13 protein-coding genes are annotated in these 17,945 nt (G+C 71.0%); 4 read left to right on the forward strand and 9 right to left on the reverse strand.

Going from position 1 to position 17,945, the window contains the following annotated elements:
- Positions 1 to 32: 32 nt before the first annotated feature.
- The 7 genes from CXR04_RS22395 to CXR04_RS22425 all read right to left on the reverse strand — a co-directional run bounded on the left by CXR04_RS22395 (position 33) and on the right by CXR04_RS22425 (position 10,773).
- Positions 33 to 2,165, reverse strand: a complete 2,133-nt coding sequence (locus CXR04_RS22395; RefSeq protein ID WP_101424094.1) for a glycoside hydrolase family 3 N-terminal domain-containing protein — start codon at positions 2,163 to 2,165, stop codon at positions 33 to 35.
- A 133-nt stretch (positions 2,166 to 2,298) separates the two neighbouring features.
- Entirely contained in the window at positions 2,299 to 4,863 is a 2,565-nt protein-coding gene (locus CXR04_RS22400) for a beta-galactosidase (RefSeq protein ID WP_101424095.1), read from the reverse strand.
- A complete protein-coding gene (locus CXR04_RS22405; RefSeq protein ID WP_101424096.1) occupies positions 4,860 to 6,326 on the reverse strand; it encodes a glucoamylase family protein in 1,467 nt (488 codons plus the stop codon). Before CXR04_RS22405 ends, CXR04_RS22400 begins: the two co-directional genes overlap by 4 nt.
- Positions 6,327 to 6,473: 147 nt before the next feature.
- Complete coding sequence (locus tag CXR04_RS22410) at positions 6,474 to 7,346, reverse strand: carbohydrate ABC transporter permease (protein WP_101424097.1); 873 nt, start codon at positions 7,344 to 7,346, stop codon at positions 6,474 to 6,476.
- A complete protein-coding gene (locus CXR04_RS22415; protein WP_101424098.1) occupies positions 7,343 to 8,335 on the reverse strand; it encodes a carbohydrate ABC transporter permease in 993 nt (330 codons plus the stop codon). Before CXR04_RS22415 ends, CXR04_RS22410 begins: the two co-directional genes overlap by 4 nt.
- A 3-nt stretch (positions 8,336 to 8,338) precedes the next feature.
- A complete protein-coding gene (locus CXR04_RS22420; protein ID WP_101424099.1) occupies positions 8,339 to 9,577 on the reverse strand; it encodes a sugar ABC transporter substrate-binding protein in 1,239 nt (412 codons plus the stop codon).
- Positions 9,578 to 9,729: 152 nt separating this feature from the next.
- Complete coding sequence (locus tag CXR04_RS22425; RefSeq protein WP_101426532.1) at positions 9,730 to 10,773, reverse strand: LacI family DNA-binding transcriptional regulator; 1,044 nt, start codon at positions 10,771 to 10,773, stop codon at positions 9,730 to 9,732.
- 894 nt (positions 10,774 to 11,667) lie between these two features.
- Here CXR04_RS22425 and CXR04_RS22430 point away from each other — a divergent pair.
- Entirely contained in the window at positions 11,668 to 12,288 is a 621-nt protein-coding gene (locus tag CXR04_RS22430) for a fascin domain-containing protein (RefSeq protein ID WP_442802397.1), read from the forward strand.
- A gap of 95 nt (positions 12,289 to 12,383) precedes the next feature.
- On the opposite strand, the gene CXR04_RS22435 is transcribed toward CXR04_RS22430, so the two are convergent.
- On the reverse strand, positions 12,384 to 12,848 hold the full coding sequence (locus CXR04_RS22435) for a hypothetical protein (protein ID WP_101424100.1): 465 nt from the start codon (positions 12,846 to 12,848) through the stop codon (positions 12,384 to 12,386).
- Positions 12,849 to 13,068: 220 nt separating this feature from the next.
- On the opposite strand from CXR04_RS22435, the gene CXR04_RS22440 reads away from it, so the two are divergent.
- Complete coding sequence (locus CXR04_RS22440; protein WP_101424101.1) at positions 13,069 to 14,922, forward strand: glycoside hydrolase family 2 protein; 1,854 nt, start codon at positions 13,069 to 13,071, stop codon at positions 14,920 to 14,922.
- Positions 14,923 to 14,977: 55 nt separating this feature from the next.
- Here CXR04_RS22440 and CXR04_RS22445 read toward each other — a convergent pair whose 3' ends face one another.
- Positions 14,978 to 16,006: a LacI family DNA-binding transcriptional regulator gene (locus CXR04_RS22445; protein ID WP_101424102.1), complete on the reverse strand. Its 1,029-nt coding sequence runs from the start codon at positions 16,004 to 16,006 to the stop codon at positions 14,978 to 14,980.
- Positions 16,007 to 16,199: 193 nt separating this feature from the next.
- Here CXR04_RS22445 and CXR04_RS22450 point away from each other — a divergent pair, with 193 nt between their 5' ends.
- Complete coding sequence (locus CXR04_RS22450; protein WP_101424103.1) at positions 16,200 to 17,216, forward strand: SMP-30/gluconolactonase/LRE family protein; 1,017 nt, start codon at positions 16,200 to 16,202, stop codon at positions 17,214 to 17,216.
- 19 nt (positions 17,217 to 17,235) lie between these two features.
- Entirely contained in the window at positions 17,236 to 17,898 is a 663-nt protein-coding gene (locus CXR04_RS22455) for a YdcF family protein (protein WP_101424104.1), read from the forward strand.
- Positions 17,899 to 17,945 lie beyond the last annotated feature (47 nt).

A 17,945-nucleotide genomic window follows, 5' to 3' on the forward strand; every position in this document is an offset into this window, starting at 1 on the left:
CCTCCGTGGTGCAGGGGCGGACGCGGGTGCCTTCAGGCGATCGTGAGCGTGCAGCGGGCCTCCGTCAGGGAGCTGCTGCCGACGTACACGTCGATCCGGCCCGGCTCGACGACATACTGCCCGGCCGCGTCGTTGGTCCAGAAGCCGAGGTCTTCGGCGCCGAGTGTGAAGCGCATGGTGCGCTTCTCCCCCGGGCCGAGGGTGACGCGGGTGAAGCCGCGCAGCCGGCGCACCGGCTGGGCGATGCTCGCCACCGGATCGTGCACGTACATCTGCACCACCTCGTCGCCGGTGCGGTCGCCGGTGTTCGAGACCTCGACCTCGATCCCGATCCGCTCGCCCCGCTCAAGGGCCTCGGCGGTGACCGTGTCCCGGACGGGCCGGGGCTGCCCGGTGCTGAAAGCGGTGTAGCTGAGGCCGTGGCCGAAGGGGAACTGCGGCCCGTCGGCCAGGTCGAGGTACTTCGAGGTGTACTTCTCCTCCGGGTCGTACGGACGGCCGGTGCTCTCCCGGTTGTAGTAGAGGGGGATCTGCCCGACGGCGCGTGGGAAGGTCACCGGTAGCTTGCCGCCGGGGTTCACCGCGCCGAAGAGCACGTCGGCGACGGCGTTGCCGGCCTCGATGCCCGGGTGCCATGCCTCCAGCAGGGCCGGGACTTCGCCGACCCAGTCGCCGATTGTCAAGGGACGTCCGTTGACCAGGACGACCGCGAACGGCTTGCCGGTGGCCGCGACCGCGGCGATCAGCTCCCGCTGTCCGGCAGGCAGAGAGATGTCGCTGCGCGCGGCGGCCTCACCGCTCAGTTCCGGGGCCTCGCCGACCACGACGACGGTGGCGTCGGCGGCGCCGGCCGCGGCAGCGGCCTGCGCAGGGTCCGCCGCGGCGTGGGTGACCTCCGCGCCGGGGGCCGCGGCACGTACGGCGTCGAGGACGCTCACGGAAGGAAACCGCCGGCAGCCGGGGCCGGCCCAGGTGCCGTGCAGGTCGGTGGAGTCCGCGAACGGGCCGACCACGGCGACGGAGCGGAGGCCGCGGTCCAGCGGCAGGACACCGTCGTTCTTCATCAGCACCATGGAGCGGGCGGCGGTCTCGCGCGCCGCAGCGCGTGCCTCGGGTGTCGGCGCGTCGATGGCGGCGTCCTCGTCGGTGTACGGGTCGTCGAAGAGACCGAGGGCGAACTTCAGGTGCAGCACGCGCGCGACGGCGTCGTCGATCCGGTCCTCCCTGATCCGCCCGGCTGCGAGTAGTTGCGCGCCGTGGGTGGCGATGCGGGTGCTGACCATCTCCATGTCGATGCCCGCAGTCAGGGCCAGCCGCCCGGCGTCGGCTCCGTCGGCGGCGTACCCGTGCGCGATCAGCTCTTCGACGCCGGTGTAGTCGCTGACGACGAGCCCCTCGAAGCCCCACTCTTCCTTGAGGATGCCGGTGAGGGTGTGCGGGTTGCCGTGCGCGGGGACGCCGCTGACGGTGTTGAAGGCCGCCATGACGGTGGCCGCTCCGGCGTCCACGGCCGCCTTGAACGGCGGCAGGTAGTGGTTGCGCAGCCGTTGTTCCGAGACGTCCACCGTGTTGTAGTCGCGCCCGCCTTCGGCGCCGCCGTACGCCACGAAGTGCTTGGCGCAGGCCGCCAGGCTGTCGTCGGCGGCCAGGTCGTCGCCCTGGTAGCCGCGGACCTTGGCGACCGCGAGCACACCGTTCAGGTACGGGTCCTCGCCGCAGCTCTCGGCGATCCGGCCCCAGCGGGGCTCGTGGGTGACGTCCATCACCGGCGAGAAGGTCCAGCGCACTCCGTTGGAACGGGCCTCCTTCGCCGAAACCCTGGCGTCGCGCTCGACGACCGCGGGATCGAATGCGGCGGCCTCCGCAAGCGGGATGGGAAAGGTGGTCCAGAAGCCGTGGATGATGTCCTGGGCAAACAGCAGCGGGATCCCCAGCCGGGACCCCTCCACGGCCATCCGCTGCAGGGAGTTGGTGTGCCGGGCCCCGTGCAGGTTGAGCACCGAGCCGAGCAGGCCGGCCCGGGCCGCTCGCTCGACCTCCTCGGTCTGGCCGCCGCCGGGTCCGGTCGCCCCGGTCCAGGTCAACTGCTGGAGCTGGCCCAGTTTCTCCTCGACGGTCATCCTGCTGATCAGGTCCTTGACCTTGCCTTCGTGCGGTCCGTGCATGTGAATCTGAAGTCCTCTTGCCTTGGTGACGCGCCCCGGCGGGATCATCAGCCGGGGTGCGAGCGCATAGATACGGAAGTCGCGGCTCCCCCGTGGGCCCGCGCACCTGGGTGCCGCGGGCCCACGGGGCGCGTCAGCCCCGATGCACGGTGAACTCCCGCCGTCCCACGCGCAGCAGCGTCCGGCCGCCTTCCACGGAGACCTTCGCCCCCGCGCAGCGGGCTGGTCCGTCGACGGCCACGACCGCCTCGTCTCCGAGCGCCCGGAAGGCCATCCGCCCGTCCGCGATCTCGCTGATCTCCGCGGTGGCGTACGCGATCCGCAGGCCGCCCGTACGGACTCCCAGCGGCAGCATCGCCGCGCCGCGCCCCGGCAGGTGCAGCCGCTCACCGCCGAAGAGAGGCTTGCCGCGCTCCGCGAAGGTGACGTCCTGCCCGTATCCGGAGGAGATGTTGAAGGCGTGCAGCATCCGTCCGCCGTCGCCGTCGGCCGTGGTAGCCAGGAAGACGCCGGGCAGCTTCGCGTCGTGGGTGAAGCGCGGCTCGGCGCCAAGCCGACGCAGCGCCGCTGTCCAGAATCCGAGGTCGCAGCGGTACGCACTCGTGACGACGACGGCCCGGCCCGCGCCGACGGGAATGTCGAATCCGCAGCCCTGGCCCGTGGACAGCTCACGCAGCACGATGTCGGCGCGGCTCCCGTGGCTCGCCGTGCACAGTTGCGCCTTGGGCACCCGGATCTCGGCGCGCGGTGCGGCCCAGCCGTGTGCGGTCACCGAGAGGGAGAACCGGTTCGCGTCGGTCAGGGTCTTGCCGGGCGTCAGCCCGAGCGCGTCACGCAGTTCGGTCGACGGGCGGCCGGACATGTCCTTGCCCGGCAGCAGACCGGAGAGCAGCAGCTTGCCGCCCGCCCGGAGATAGCGCACCAGGCGCCGCTGGACCACGCTGTCCAGGTACTCGCCGGTGGCCAGCCCGAGGACGGGAGTACGGGCCGGGTCGAGATCACCGGCCTGCAGGTCGACGCTGCGGTAGCGGTAGCCGCCCAGCAGCATGCCGCGGGACAGCGCGCCCCGGGGGCCGAAGCCCCGTACCGGTTCGACATCGCTCAGCACGTCCCGCACGGCGTCGGTGTCGGGGCGGTACTCGGTCAGGTAGTGATCCGGTACGAAGCCGAGGGCGAGATCGTCGTACTCCGCCCGCATCGGCGCGAGCACGGCCGCGTTGGCGCGGACCGCACGGGCGGTGCGGACCAGGGAGGGATAGCTGGGACCGGGCCGCCCCTCGGGGTCGACAGGGGCGGCGAAGCCGTGGCGTTCCCCGGTGGATCCGATGCGGTCGTTCCCGTCGTCCAGCGGCTCGTCGAGCTTGGGGTTGAACCCGCCGGCGAACAGGTAGTAGTTGATCATCTTGGCGCCCTGGGCCAGGCAGAGCCGGGTCTTGAGGTCGGCCGCCTCGGCGCCGGACTGGTTGTCGAGGTCGTTGCCGTAGTCGGCGTGACCGGCATCGAACTCCAGGGCGGTCACCGGCTGGTCGCCATCGTTCGTCGCGTCCATGAACGAGTGGACCAGATACAGGTCGGTGACGTTCCGGAACGTCAGGTCGCCGAGGTAGAAGTCGGCGCCGGAGATCAGCCCGGGCTTGCCGGAGTACGTTTCCATCAACTGGCTGATGCCGATGGGGAAGTTCGTGCCCCGATCGCCCCCGGTGCCGTGGATGTTGACGAGGAACGGAATGCCGCGCACCCCGTTGTCCTCCGCGGCCTCGCGTAGCGCATCGACGTAGCGGGCGAAGCGGCCGCGCATGAAGGTGCCCAAGTCGTGCATGAGGGCGGCGGAGTAGCCGTCGGCGGGCTCACGGACGCCCTTGTCGAACGCGCCGTCGGATTCCCCGGCGAACGGGTACCGGTCGGCCAGGCCGTCCCCGTACGTCCGCTCCAGCCAGCCCCGGAAGTCCCGCAGCACGTGGTCGGTGAGCGCGGGGGTGTTACTCACCCAGTCGAGCATCCCGATCTCGTTGTCGAGCTGGCAGGCGATGACACCCGGCCGGCCGTCGCCGCGCAGCCGTCGGGCGATGACCGGCATGACGGCGTCGTACCAGCGGCGGGTCTCCTCCAGGAACGCGGGCGCGAGGTAGTCCACGGCGGGCGTGGTGCCCTTGGCACCGTGCCAGCCCTTGGGGTTGATCTCCGGGTGCTCCCTGCGCACCCGTTCCGGCACTCCCTCGCCCTTCAGCTCGGCCATGGTGAACGGACCGGGCCGGACGACGGCGTCGAAGCCGTTCTCGAAGCACAGGTCGAGGAAGGCCCCGAGGTCACGCTCCGGCCGGGTGCGTCCCGTCACGTCGATACGGCCGTCCGGTGTCTCGTGCCACATCCAGGGGATGTACGTGGCGATCGCGTTGAGCCCGGCCGCCTTGGCCCTGTCGAGCCGGGACTGCCACTCGCCGCGCTTGAGCCGGAAGTAGTGGATCTCCCCGCCCAGGACGAGCGCCGGCTCGCCGTCGATGTGGATCTGCTTGTTCCGGTACGTGACGGGATCGGCCGCGCGCCGCGTACCGGCCGCGGAGGCGGGCGCGGGCGCCGGGGCGCCGGCGGCGGACGCCTCCGGGGTCCTGCCGAGGGCGCCGGACGTGGTCACGGCGGCGGCGCCGAGGCCGCCGACGACCGTCCTGCGGCTGGGGGTGGTGACCGGCAGGGTGCTCATATCCCGAAGTCCTCCTTGGCCAGCAGCGGCTTGAGGATGCGGCGGAAACCGCCGGTGCGGAACGGACGCTGCAGCAGGCCGGGCCTGAGCACCTGGGCGAGCGCGGCGGCGAACATGCCCTGGTCCAGGGAGAGCATCCGGTCGCTGACCTTGCCGGTGCCGACGTTGACGGAGTCGTAGAAGCCGAAACCGCGCTCGTAGGCGTCGAAGTCGCGGGCGATGCGCCTGAGGTTGTCGAAGGCGTACCGCGGCGCGACCATGAGCGCCATCGCGGCGGCGTGCGGGGTGACGACCCCGTTGGTGTAGGCGGAGGGGTCCGGCTTCGGCTCGCCGTACGGCACGTAGGTGCGGTCGGTGTTGGAGCAGTAGCCCTCGGGGGAGATGCCGAAGTACTGCACCCCGTACTCCTGGTAGCCGCCCTCGGGCACGTTGGCCGGCGAGAAGCCCCAGTAGCCGTATTCGGCGTCGAGCAGGCCGTGGTCGCGGTGCCCCAGGACGTGGTGGGTGAGATTCGTGCGCCATGACGGGGACCAGTGGGCGGAGGGCACGAACAGTTCCGGCATCAGAGCGCCGAACATCGAGCCGCCCCAGCCTGGCGCGTGGCGGCGGCCGCGGTAGGTGTAGTGGCCGTTGAAGTACCGCACGCCGTCGCGCACGACCCAGTCGCCGCCGGGGGGCATCTCCTGTGCCTGATCCGGCGTGAAGGTGCGCAGCATGTGCCAGTAGTGGTCACCGGGGACGGTGCCGTCGGCGATGCCGAGGTAGCCCGCGATGCGGGTCTCGGAGACGAGGGCGCCGTAGAAATGGGGGGTGAGCGCGTCGTCGGCGAGCCGGAATCCGGTGGACATATGGCCGGGGTGGGCGACGGGGTCGGCCGGGTTGTAGGGGACGTACGTGAAGGACCAGTCGATGTCCTCGCGGAGCTTGCGGATCCGGCCGCGCAGCAGGGGGTCGGCGTCCTCGGCGATGCGGAGGGCGACGTCCAGCCAGCCGTTGTCGACGGTGGAGAGCAGGTGGTCGACGGGGGCGCCGCTGCCGGGCCACTCGTCGAGCACCTCGCCGGTGAAGGTCTGGTACCAGTTGAACCAGAATCCGTGGATTCGCTCCATCCGCTCGATGGTGGCCACCGTACGCGCCAGGCGTGCGTGCATCTCACGCTCGCTGATGACGCCGAGGCCGGCGGCGGCCACGGTGGACCAGATCCAGCAGCCGATGTTGGTCACCGAGGTGTTCTCGGTCAGGATGGGTTCGCCGCCGCTCAGGTCGATGTTGTCGGCGGGCAGCCCGTTGTTGGCGACCATCGCCTCGAGCGAGCGGTAGGTGTCCTCGAACCAGCCGGTGAGCACCGACTCCGGGTCCTGTGCGGAGCGCACTGCGGCGTGCCCGGGGGCAGCGCCGAGACCGGCGGAGCCCGCGGCTCCGGCGGTGGCGGCAGTGGCTGCGAGGAACGAGCGGCGGTCCATGAGCGATCCAACTCCCTTGACAGCAGGTGTCTGTGTGCAGGCAGATGCATGGGGGTGCGGTGATCGGTGTGTGCTCTGCGGGTGGTGGGCCGTAAGGGACCGCGGGCCGTCAGGCTGTCGGCGGCCCCTTACGGCCCGGGCAGCGGACTACTTCAGCCCCGCGGTGGCGATGCTCTGGGTGAAGAACCGCTGCAGCATGATGAAGACGACGAGCACCGGCAGCACCACCAGGAAGGCGCCGGCCATCAGGACGCCGTTGGAGCCGTCGGCCTTGGTGGGGTCGGTGGCGAAGGTGGCGAGCGCCACGGGCAGGGTGTATTTGTCGGCGTCGTTCGTCGCGACCAGGGGCCACAGGAAGTTGTTCCAGGAGCCCAGGAACACGAAGATCGAGAGGGTGGCGAGTGCGGGCTTGACCTGTGGGATCACGATGCGCCAGAAGATGTACCACTCGCGTGCGCCGTCTACCCGGGCGGCTTCCAGCAGCTCGTCGGGGACGCTCGACATGAACTGCCGCATCAGGAAGACGCCGAAGGCTCCCGCGGCGAACGGCAGGATGAGCGCCGCGAAGGTGTCGATCAGCCCCAGCTTGCTCATCATGACGAACTTCGGCATGAGCATGAGATTGCCGGGCACCATCAGGGCGGCCATCACGATGCCGAACACCAGCTTCTTGCCGGCGAAGTTGAGTTTGGCCAGCGCGTACCCGAGCATCGAGCAGAAAAGCAGGTTGCACAGGGTCACACAGACCGCGACCACGGCGGAGTTGAAGAAATACAGTGGCGCATCCAGCAGGTCCAGCAGGGTGCGGAAGTTGTCGAGCGTCCACTCCCGGGGAATCCATCGGGGCGGGCTGGCGGAGAGCTCCTGCTCGGTCTTGAAGGCGGACAGGGCCATCCACAGGAACGGAGCCGCGGTGATCAGCAGGCCGAGGCCGAGGGCCGCGTAGGTGAGGGCTTTGCGCCGCCGGGCTCGGGCGTCGCGTTTCGCATAGCCGTTGTGCGATGCGGTGGTGGTGCTCATTTCGTCTTGTCCTTCAGCAGCCTGAGCTGCAGCAGCGTGACGGCCAGAATGATCACGAACAGCGTGTACGCCATCGCGCTGGCGTAACCCATGTGGAAGAAGTTGAAGCCTTCGCGGTACATGTACAGCGAGACGGTCAGAGTGCTGTCCGAGGGACCGCCGTTCGTCATCACGAACGGCTCCTCGAAGACGTTGAGGAAACCGATGCTGGTCATGATGGCGACGTAGAGCATGGTGGGCCGCAGCAGCGGCAGCGTGATCCGGCGGAACTCCTGGAAGGCGCCCGCTCCGTCGATTCGCGCGGCCTCGCGCACCTCGGTCGGGACGGACTGCAGTCCGGCGAGGAAGAGCACCATCGCGGTGCCCATGTTGCGCCAGACCGCCATCACGATCAGCGAGGGCATGGCGAGCGTCTCGGACGCCAGGAAGTCCGGGGCGGTCAGTCCGACCTGGGCCGCCAGCCCGGCGATCAGGCCCTCGGTCGGGTCGAGCACGAAGCGCCAGACGACGGCGACCGCGACGATGGCGGTGACCACCGGGGCGTAGAAGCCGACCCGGAAGAAGGTGCGCAGCCGGTCGATGCCGGAGTTCAGCAGCACCGCGGCCACGAGCCCGCTGCCGATGGTGAGCGGCACACCGAGGACGACGAAGTAGCCGGTGTTGAGCAGCGCCCGCACGAACTTCTCGTCGCCGAAGAGCTTGCTGTAGTTGTCCAGGCCCGTGAAGTCGGCGGAGAGCGGGTCGGTGACGTTGCGCAGCCCGAAGTCGGTGAAGCTCATCAGGAGCGTCGCGACGATCGGGAACGCCATGAAGGTGAAGAAGAAGGCCAGGAAAGGGGTGGAGAACAGCCAGCCGGAGAGGTTGTGCCGGGACAGCCGGTCGCGGCGCAGGGACGCCCGGGGCGGAGCCTGGCCGCCGGCCCCACCCGGGCTGCCCGCCCGGGAGGCCGGCCGCTCGGCGACGTCTTGCTTGGCGGTGGCGGAGGTCATGCCTCAGCCCGCCAGACCCTCGGTCTTCTCCTGGAGCTGCTTGGCGAGGTCGGTGGGGTCGCCGCCCTTGCCCAGCTCCTCAAGGGTGAGGTCGATCTCGTGGGCGATCTCCTCCCACTTCGCCAGCGGCGGAATCGTGCCGGCGGTGTCCAGGGACTTCTGGAAGACCTTGATGTCGGCGTTCTGGAGCGCCGGCTCGTCCCAGGCGGCCGTGTTGGCCGGCAGCGACTTGGCCATCTCGTACCAGTCGGCCTGCGTCTTCGGCCCGGAGAGGAACGACGTGAACTCCTTCGCCGCCGCCTTGTGCTCGCTGTCCGCGAAGGTGACCAGGGAGGCGCCGCCGATGATGGAGGCGGGCTCGTCGCCGGCCGGCAGCGGTACGACATCCCACTTATCCTTCAACTGCGGGGTCTGGTCCGTGATGTTCTGGACCATCCAGGGCCCGGAGGCGAACATCGGCACGCGGTCCGCCCCGAAGTCCTTGATCACGTCGTAGCCGGGGGCCTCGGGGGTGCTCTTGGACAGGCCCTTGTCGAAGTACTTCCGGTATTCGGTGAAGGACGCGACCGCCTCGGGCGAGTCCAGGGTGAGGTTGCCGTCGTCGTCCATCAACGAGCCGCCCGCCGAGAAGAAGTACGGCATCCAGTTCTGCCAGGAGCCGACGCCGCCGGCCGGGAGGGAGAAGCCCCACTTGGTGCTCTCCAGCCCCTGGTACGCCTCGGCAAGTGCGAGCTGGTCGGCCCAGGTCTCGGGGGCCTTGTCGACACCGGCCTTCGCGGCCAGATCGGTGCGGTAGTACAGGGCCCGGGTGTCGACGTACCACGGCACGCCGTAGACCTCGCCGTCCCGCTCATTGCCCTCCCAGGCGGCGGGGAAGAAGTCGTCGGCGGAGAAGGCGCCGGTATCCACCGGCTCCAGGACGCCGAGGTCGATGAACTCGCCCACCCAGGTCGAGCCGAGCTGCGCCATGTCCGGCAGCTTGCCCGCGGCTGCGGCGGAGACCAGCTTCTGATGGGCGACGTCCCAGCCGATGGGGGTTACCTTGATCGTGATGTTCGGGTGGTCCTTGTTGAACTTCTTCGCTATTTCCTGGATGTGCGTGCCTTCTTCCCCCATGGCCCAGACGGTGAGGGTCTGTTCGGCGTCGGCGCCCACCTCGCCGCCCCCGCCGTCGCCGCAAGCGGCCAGTCCCAGCGCTGAGACGACGGCAAGTGCAGTGGCAATCCGGGCTCTGCGGGCCATGAGGGGCTCCTATCGAGTGCACACGCGGGTTTGTAAGCGCATACATGACCCTGGCGGAAACTCGCCGCCCCTCACAAGGGTCGACTCGATAACGCTTCAGTAACGGTGGTGTAAAATCCGGGCCGGGTATCTGACGCAGGTCCCCCGGGAGGTCAGGCAGGGCACCCGCAACTCACCCGGCGGACCAAAACCGTGGGAAGAGTACGGGCCACGACGGGCTGGGCGCGGTCCGCCAGCCTGGCGAGCAGCACCTCCACCGCCTCCTCGCCCAGGCGGCCCATCGGCTGCCTGACCGTGGTGAGCGAGGGGCTGACCGCCCCGCTCAGCGGGATCCCGTCGAAACCCGTGACACTCATGTCACCCGGAACCCCGATCGACCGCTCGGCCAGTGCCTGCAGGGCGCCCACGGCCATCTGGTCGTTGGCGCACACCAGACCCTCGGGGCGGGGCCCGCCCCGGTCCAGCAGCTCCGCCACCGCCTTGCGGCCGGCGGCCAGGGTCAGGTCTCCCCGCGTGTCCGGCGACTCGGGCACCTCCAGCCCCTCTTCGAGGAGGGCCGCCTGGAAGCCGCGGAACCGGGCCTGCGCGTCCGGGGAGTCCTCGGGGCCCCCGAGGAAGGCGAGCCGGCGGAGCCCGTGATCGGAGAGAAGGTGCCGGGTGAGCGCCAACTGACCGTCGAAGTTGGCCACCTCGACCCGGTCGAGTCCGGGGTGCCGCTGCCCGGCCAGCACCACGAGGGGCAGCCGCCGCGAGACGACGTCGAGTTCCGCGGCAGGCCACTGCTGGGCGAGCAACGCCAGCCCGTCGACGCGACCGGCGATCTCCGCCATCGACTCTCCCGCCCGGTCAGCGGGTGACGCCGAGATCAGCAAGGCGTAGCCACGCCGCCGGGCGGCTCGCTCCATGCCCCGGATCACCTCGTCGCCGTACAGGCTCAGCTCCGCGCCCTGGGGGTCGGAGGAGTCGTCGGCCGCGGGCTCGGCGAAGTCGGGGAAGCACAACCCGAGCACGCCGGTGACCCGGCTCGCCAGCCCGCGCGCGCTCGCACTCGGCACGTACCCGAGCTCACGGGCGGCGGACAGGACCCTTTCACGGGTCTCCGAGCGGACGCTGTCGGGGCTCCGGTACACACGTGACACCGTCGCGATGGACACGCCGACGCGCTCGGCGACGTCATACACGGTGGGACCGCCCATGAAGAGCCCATCCTCGGCCTGCGGAACTGACAAATGGAAGCGCATTCAGGATACCGCAGCCTTCCAGCCGGTCAGAGCAGATCCAGCCGCAGCCGGAGCGCACGGCTGCGATGCAAGCCAGCACGGGGCAGCCCATGTCCAGGGCTAGGGTGCCCTGACGAGAACGCAACCTTCCAAGCCCGTGGTAGCGAGGTACTGCCACCTCTGACGGTGAGGCCGGGCTGTACTACGACGACTGGAGGCTGCTGAGTCGACAAGAACGCGCTCGCAGAAACCGCGGGGAACGATCACTCGGCGCGCGGGGAACGATCTTCAAAGGCCCACGACGGTGCTGGTCAACCCCACTCGTGAACGGCCCACTTCAGAGCCGTTCTGGATTCGGCTCCCAGGGTGTTCACAAGGTCCCGCCGGTCTTCTCGACCGCGCGGGATTTTGTCGTTTCCGGGGCCCGGCAGCGAACCCGCGGGAGCGGCCGGTGCGGACCACCGTCTTCCGCCGGATCTTCCACCGGCAGGACGCCACCGTGCGGATCCGCGTCCTCGAACCACGCCACGGCAGTCCGCACGACGACGCCGGTACCGACGCCCGCGGCTCCCGGCCGTTCCGGGTTTCGAAGAGGTGGCGGTTCTCTCGCGAATCCCCGGTGAACGGGGCGGGAATGTTGTGGCGCAATCGTCGGTCCCCGGCTGCAATCCGCATAGGGCATGTGAAAGTGCACCGTAGGGGAAGGGTGGGGCTGCTGAGCACGATGCCGGTGCTCGCAGGAATCAGAGGGTGGGATCTCCGTGTCCTGGTGTCCGCTGCGGACAGCCGCTGCCGTTCCGCGACAACTGCCGGCGCACCCGGTCTCCCGGCGGGCCGCGAGGCATCGACTGACACGAAGGACATGACAACGTGAGACGCACGCTTGTAGTACTGGTCAGCCTGTGCACCGCGCTCGGGCTTCCCGTGCTGGAGACGGCCGCGGCGCAGCCCGGTTCGTCGTCGGCGCTGCCCGGAGGGTGGGAGGAAGTGCAGGGCCCGGAGGCGGCCGCCGCGGCCGAGGGGGCACGCGCGGTCTCGGCGAACGCGGCGGAGCCCGTCGCGATCCAGTCGGTCCGCAACGGCGGGTTCGCGACCGCCGAGGTCAACTACGCCGCACCGCGCACCGGCGTGGTGCGCGCCCGGTCCGCCAACCCCGGCACCTGGGAGACCTTCGACCTGATCTGGAACGAGGCCACCGAGACGTACGCCCTGAAGTCCAAGGCCAACAACCGGTACGTGGCCGTCGAGCGCAACTTCACCGGCAGCGCCGCGAACGTGCTGCGTGCCCGCTCCACCACCGCGGGCGCCTGGGAGCGCTTCACGCTCTGGTACAACGAGGAACTCGACCGCTGGGCCTTCCGCTCCGAGCTGAACGGCCGGTTCGTCGCGATGGAGAACAACTACACCGGCTCCCTGCAGTACGTGCTGCGCGCCCGCTCCGAGACCGTCTCCGGTGCCTGGGAGCAGTTCTACCTCTACGACCGCAGCTAACCCCCACCCCGCCGCCGCCCCCACCGTCAGGCGTCCCCTCCGGCCGCGCCGCCCCACCCGGGCGGCCGGAGGCCCGGTCCGGGCCCGTCGTCGCGTCAATCTGCGCCGGGATAAGCGGTGGTGCGCCACCAGAGGCCGGGTTTGAGATGCCCGATCAGTCGTGAGTCGGTGACCACGACGTCGTAGTCGGCCCCCACGCGGACCTCTTCGCACCGGAGGAAGGCCGCGGCGGATTCGGGGGACATCTCGTCGAATGGCCCCTCGTCCTCCCAGGGAAACCCTCTGCCGCTCTCGGAGAGCCGTTCTTCGGCCTCAGCCGTGAAGGGGTAGTTGCGGGTCGCGGTGCGCTCCGCACTCTCGACGAAGTCCTGCTCGATCCCGTCGTCCTCGTCGACAAGAAGGTCGAGTACGGCCTCGTCCTCTTCCAGGTCGCGGAGGAAGAAGTTCTTGTCGGGCAGCGGCCAGTGCCATACGTCCGGGTTGAAGGCGGTCACCCGCAGTTGTATGTGCCGCCGCGGAGGGTCGACGGCCAGCACGCGCACCGCGTAGAGATCAGTCACGGCGCCATTCTCGGCGCGGGCACTCGCACCGGCAAAGCCCTCCTACGTGGCAGCCGCCGTGCCTGCGTGAGCGCCCCACCCGGCCCCTCCCGGATTTTAACGTTACGCGGCCGGGGTGGCTGCCGGGTTCCGGTGTGGTTTACAACGTTGCATCTTGGTGCTGTGATGGCAGGGACCGCATCCCGTCCGATCGTCGTCCTCCCCCAGGAGACCCTTCGCCATGCCCGATTCGCACGCTCCCGCCGCCCCCGCGGGGACTCCGCGGCCCGAGTACCCCCGGCCCGGCTTCGTCCGGGCGGACTGGCTCAACCTCAACGGCACCTGGCAGTTCGCCCGTGATCCCGGTGACAGCGGGTTCGAGCGCGGGCTTGCCGGACGTGAGTTGCCCGAGCGCATCGTCGTCCCGTTCTGTCCCGAGTCGGAGTTGTCCGGGATCGGGGACACCGACTTCCACCACGCCGTCTGGTACCGGCGCACCGTGCGGATACCGGAGGCGTGGGCCGGGCGGCGGGTGCTGTTGCACTTCGGGGCCGTCGACCACGATGCCACCGTGTGGGTCAACGGGCGGGAAGTCGCCCGGCACAGCGGGGGGTTCACGCCGTTCAGCGCCGATCTCGGCGGTGTCGTACGGGCCGGGGAGGAGGCCGTCGTCGTGGTGCGGGCGCGGGATGCCGCGCAGGGGCCGCAGGCGCGGGGGAAGCAGTCGACCGCGTACGAGAACCACGCCTGCTTCTACACCCGTACCACCGGCATCTGGCAGACCGTCTGGCTGGAGCCCGTCGCGGACACGCACTTCCGGCGGCCCCGCATCACCCCCGACCTGGCCGCCGGCTGCTTCCACGTCGAGGTCCCCCTCGCCGGCAGCCGCACCGGCCACCGCGTCCGCGCCGAACTGCGCGACGAGCACGGCGTCGTCGTCGAGGCCGCCGTCGCCGCGGACTTCGACCTCGCGCCGCGCCTCGTCCTGCCCGTACCCGGTGATCGGCGCCGACCCTGGTCCCCCGAGGACCCGCATCTGTATGAGCTGACGCTGGAACTGACCGGTCTCGACGGCACCGTGACCGACCGTGCCGTCTGCACCGCCGGGCTGCGCGCGGTGACGGTCGACGGCAAGCGGATCCTGATCAACGGCAAGCCCGTCTTCCAGCGGCTCGTGCTCGACCAGGGCTACTACCCCGACGGCCTCATGACCGCCCCCGACGACGCCGCCCTCGTCCGCGACATCGAACTCTCCCTCGCCGCCGGCTTCAACGGTGCCCGCCTGCACCAGAAGGTCTTCGAGGAGCGCTTCCTCCACCACGCCGACCGCCTCGGCTACCTGGTCTGGGGCGAGTTCGGCGACTGGGGCGCCGGCACCGGCGGCCCGGTCGGGCCCGACAACCAGCAGCCCACCGCCGGCTTCGTCGCCCAGTGGCTGGAGGCCGTCGAACGCGACTACTCCCACCCCGCCCTCATCGGCTGGTGCCCGCTCAACGAGACCCGGCAGGTGCTCACCGACCGGCAGAGCGTCCTCGACGACGTCACCCGCGCCATGTTCCTCGCCACCAAGGCCGCCGACACCTCGCGGCCCGTACTCGACGCCTCCGGTTACGCCCACCGCGTACCCGAGACCGACGTCTACGACTCGCACTGCTACGAGCAGGACCCGAAGGCATTCGGCGACCTGATGGCCGGGCTGCGGGCGGGCACCCCCTTCGTCAACCCGCAGGACGAGGCGGCCGGGCAGACCTGGTCGCTGCCGTATGGCGGACAGCCCTACTTCTGCAGCGAGTTCGGCGGCATCTGGTGGAACCCCGAGGACGCCGCGTCCGCGGGGGAGGACCGGCTGGTGTCGTGGGGGTACGGGCAGCGGCCGCGTGACGAGGAGGCGTTCCACGAGCGGTTCGCCGGGCTGACGGGGGTGCTGCTCGGCGACCCGGACATGTTCGGCTACTGCTACACGCAGTTGACGGACGTCTTCCAGGAACAGAACGGCATCTACCGGTTCGACCGGTCGGAGAAGCTGGACGTCGCCCGGGTACGGGCCGCGCAGCTCCGGCCGGCGGCGTTCGAGGGGGAGTCCGACGGGGCGTAGGATCCCTGCCCGCGTGTGCGCCGGGGGTGTGCGCGTCCGCGCGTACGCCCCCGCCTCACGCGCTCCGCCTGACCTCCAGCCTGTGCGCCGCCACCACCTGCCGCGCCACCCGCCCCCCGTCCGCGATCCGGTCCAGCAGCAGCCCCAGCGCCGTCCGCGCGATCTCCGCCTTGTCCGGCGCGATCGTCGTCAGCGTCGGGTTGCTGTACCGGCCGTCGTCGATGTCGTCGATCCCGATGACCGCCACGTCCTCCGGCACCCGCAGCCCGCGCTCGTGCAGGGTGTGGATCGCGCCCAGCGCGAGGAGGTCGGTGTAGCAGAACACCGCGTCGGGGCGGGCGCCGCGGTCCAGGGCCGCGGCCATGGCCAGGGCGCCGTCGCGGCGGTGGTACGAGGGCGTGTGGACGACGAGCGACGGGTCGTACGGCACGCCCGCGGCCTGGAGCGCCCGGCGGTAGCCCTCCGTCCTGCGGGGCGCCGTGCCGCCGCCGCGCGGCTCCTGGTGGCCGAGCGCGGCTACGCTGCGGCGGCCCCGGCCGAGGAGGTACGCGGTGGCGTCGGCGGCCGCGGCGACGTTGTCGATCGCCACGTGGTCGGCGCCGGTGCCGGTGATGCGCTCGCCGAGGAGCACCAGCGGGGTGCTGCCGCGCCGGTTGTCGAACTCGTGCCGCTCGATGCCGAGGGGGCTGAAGAGCACGCCGTCGACCATGCCGGGGTTCATGCCGCTGAGCACGAAGCGCTCGGCTTCCAGGCGGCCCCCGGTCTGGTCGATGAGCACGGTGTAGCCGCTCTCGCGGGCGGCCTGGACGACGTGCCGGGTCAGCTCGGCGAAGTACGGGATGTCGATCTCCGGTACGGCGACGGCGATCAGGCCGGCGCGGCGCAGCCGCAGGTTGCGGGCGGAGAGGTTGGGGCGGTAACCGAGTTGGTCGATCGCCCAGTGCACCCGCTCGCGGGTGGCCGCGCTGACGGGGCGGTTGCCCGACAGCACGTTGGAGACCGTGGTGGGCGACACCCGCGCCAGCGCGGCCACGTCGCGGACGCCGATGGCGCTGCGCCGGGGCGATGCTTCGGGGGGCGGCATGGGGTCATCTTCTCAGGCGGGCGCGGCGGGGGCGCGCGGGGAACCGCGCGTGCGGAACTTCGTACAGGGCACTTCGCCCGGGGCGCTTCGCTCAGGGAACTCCGGGGCGCGGACGATCCGTTGTGTCGGGAGTTCGCAGAGTTACCGAGGTGCGCACACCCCTGCCGTCCACTGTCACGGAAGGCCCGCAACCATGGCTCCGAACCACCCCAGACTCTCCCGCCGCCTGCTCCTCGGCGCCGCCGCCGGCGCCACGTTCACGGCCGCGACGGTCGCCGGCACGGGTGCGGCGTACGGCGGGAGCAGGCCGTCGGGCAACACCAGGCCGAACGGTACGACCAGGCCGTACGGCACCAGCAGGCCCTACGGCGGCGGCGACTGGCCGGCCGGTTTCCCGCTCCCCGACGGCTGGCTCCCCGAGGGCATCACCATCGGCAGCCGCCCGTACGCCTACATGGGCTCCCGCGCCAACGGCGCCGTCCTCCGCGCCGACCTGCGCACCGGCGCGACCAAGGTCATCCACGCCGGCGCCCCCGGCACGGCGTCCATCGGCCTGAAGCTCGACCGCGACGGCCTGCTGTACGTGGCCGGCGGTGCCGGCGGCACGGCGAGTGTCATCGACGCCCGCACCGGCGCCGTGGTCGCGACCCACCGGCTGACGCCGCCGGCCGGCCACTTCGTCAACGACACCGTCCTCCTCGGCCGCAGCGCCTGGTTCACCGACTCCAACGAGGCGGTCCTGTACGCCGTCCCCCGCGGCCGCTCCGGCGCCGTCCGCGCCCTCCCGCTCACCGGCGACTGGGTCCAGACCCCCGGCGTCTTCAACGCCAACGGCATCGTCGACACCCCCGACGGCCGCGGCCTCATCGTCGTCAGCAGCAGTCCCGGCCGCCTGTACCACGTCGACTCGCGGACCGGCCACGCCACGGAGATCGCGCTGCAGGGCGCGGCGGACGTCGCCAACGGCGACGGCCTGGCCCGCGTCGGCCACACGCTGTACGTGGTCCGCAACCGGGACAACCTGGTCGCCGCCTTCCGCCTCGACCGCGCGATACGCACCGCCACGCTGCACCACACGATCACGGACCCCCGCTTCGACGTCCCCACCACGGCGGCCCGCCACGGCAACCGCCTCTATCTGGTCAACGCCCGCTTCACCTCCCCCCAGGAACCGGACACCACCTTCAACGCGGTGGCAGTCCCCCTCTGAGGCCGTCCGCGAGGGGCACATGAGCGAACACCCGCTCGGCGCACGGGAGATCGCCGAGATCACCGCGTACGTGGACGTCTCCGCACCGCCGCCCGCCGGGCGGGCCACCGCGCATCTCGTCTTCGGCACCAACCAGTTCGGCCCGCCCGTGGAGATCGTCGCCGAGCGCCACCTCCGCGGGCTGGCGCCGATGGTCATCCTCACCGGGGGAGTGAACCGGCACGACGGCGTCGTCGAGGCGCGGGAGTTCCGCCGGCTGCTGGTGGCCCGCGGGGTGCCGGAGGAGGCCATCCGGTGTGAGGACAGGTCGGCGAACACCTGGGAGAACGTCGCGTTCTCGCTGCCGTACGTGCACGAGGCGCTGGCCGCCGGGCTGTCCGTCACCACCGTCAGCAAGTGGTACCACCGGCGCACCGTGCACATGCTGGCCACCCAGGTGCCCGGCATCGGCCCCTTCCACACGCTGACCTGGGACCCCGCGTACGGCGGGCCGGTCGTGACGCGCGCCGCGTGGACCGCCACCCCCGGCGGGCGGCGGCGCGTGCTCCGGGAGTGGGAGGAGTGCGCGCGGCGGGTGACGGACGGGAGCTTCAGCGCGGTGGCGCTGGTGGACGGGGCGTGGCGGCGGCGCCGCGGGCCGGGGGCGTCGACGGCACCGCGGGAGCCGCCCTCGTCGGATTAGTTCGCTTCTCTGCGTATGTGACCTCTTTCCGGCGGGTCTACGACCGG

This window comes from Streptomyces sp. CMB-StM0423 (assembly GCF_002847285.1).
Taxonomy (GTDB): domain Bacteria; phylum Actinomycetota; class Actinomycetes; order Streptomycetales; family Streptomycetaceae; genus Streptomyces.

Coding starts and splice junctions, on each gene's coding strand:
- CXR04_RS22395 (WP_101424094.1), bottom strand. CDS start 2,165: ATGCACGGACCGCACGAAGGCAAGGTCAAGGACCTGATCAGCAGGATG.
- CXR04_RS22400 (WP_101424095.1), bottom strand. CDS start 4,863: ATGAGCACCCTGCCGGTCACCACCCCCAGCCGCAGGACGGTCGTCGGC.
- CXR04_RS22405 (WP_101424096.1), bottom strand. CDS start 6,326: ATGGACCGCCGCTCGTTCCTCGCAGCCACTGCCGCCACCGCCGGAGCC.
- CXR04_RS22410 (WP_101424097.1), bottom strand. CDS start 7,346: ATGAGCACCACCACCGCATCGCACAACGGCTATGCGAAACGCGACGCC.
- CXR04_RS22415 (WP_101424098.1), bottom strand. CDS start 8,335: ATGACCTCCGCCACCGCCAAGCAAGACGTCGCCGAGCGGCCGGCCTCC.
- CXR04_RS22420 (WP_101424099.1), bottom strand. CDS start 9,577: ATGGCCCGCAGAGCCCGGATTGCCACTGCACTTGCCGTCGTCTCAGCG.
- CXR04_RS22425 (WP_101426532.1), bottom strand. CDS start 10,773: ATGGGCGGTCCCACCGTGTATGACGTCGCCGAGCGCGTCGGCGTGTCC.
- CXR04_RS22440 (WP_101424101.1), top strand. CDS start 13,069: ATGCCCGATTCGCACGCTCCCGCCGCCCCCGCGGGGACTCCGCGGCCC.
- CXR04_RS22445 (WP_101424102.1), bottom strand. CDS start 16,006: ATGCCGCCCCCCGAAGCATCGCCCCGGCGCAGCGCCATCGGCGTCCGC.
- CXR04_RS22450 (WP_101424103.1), top strand. CDS start 16,200: ATGGCTCCGAACCACCCCAGACTCTCCCGCCGCCTGCTCCTCGGCGCC.
- CXR04_RS22455 (WP_101424104.1), top strand. CDS start 17,236: ATGAGCGAACACCCGCTCGGCGCACGGGAGATCGCCGAGATCACCGCG.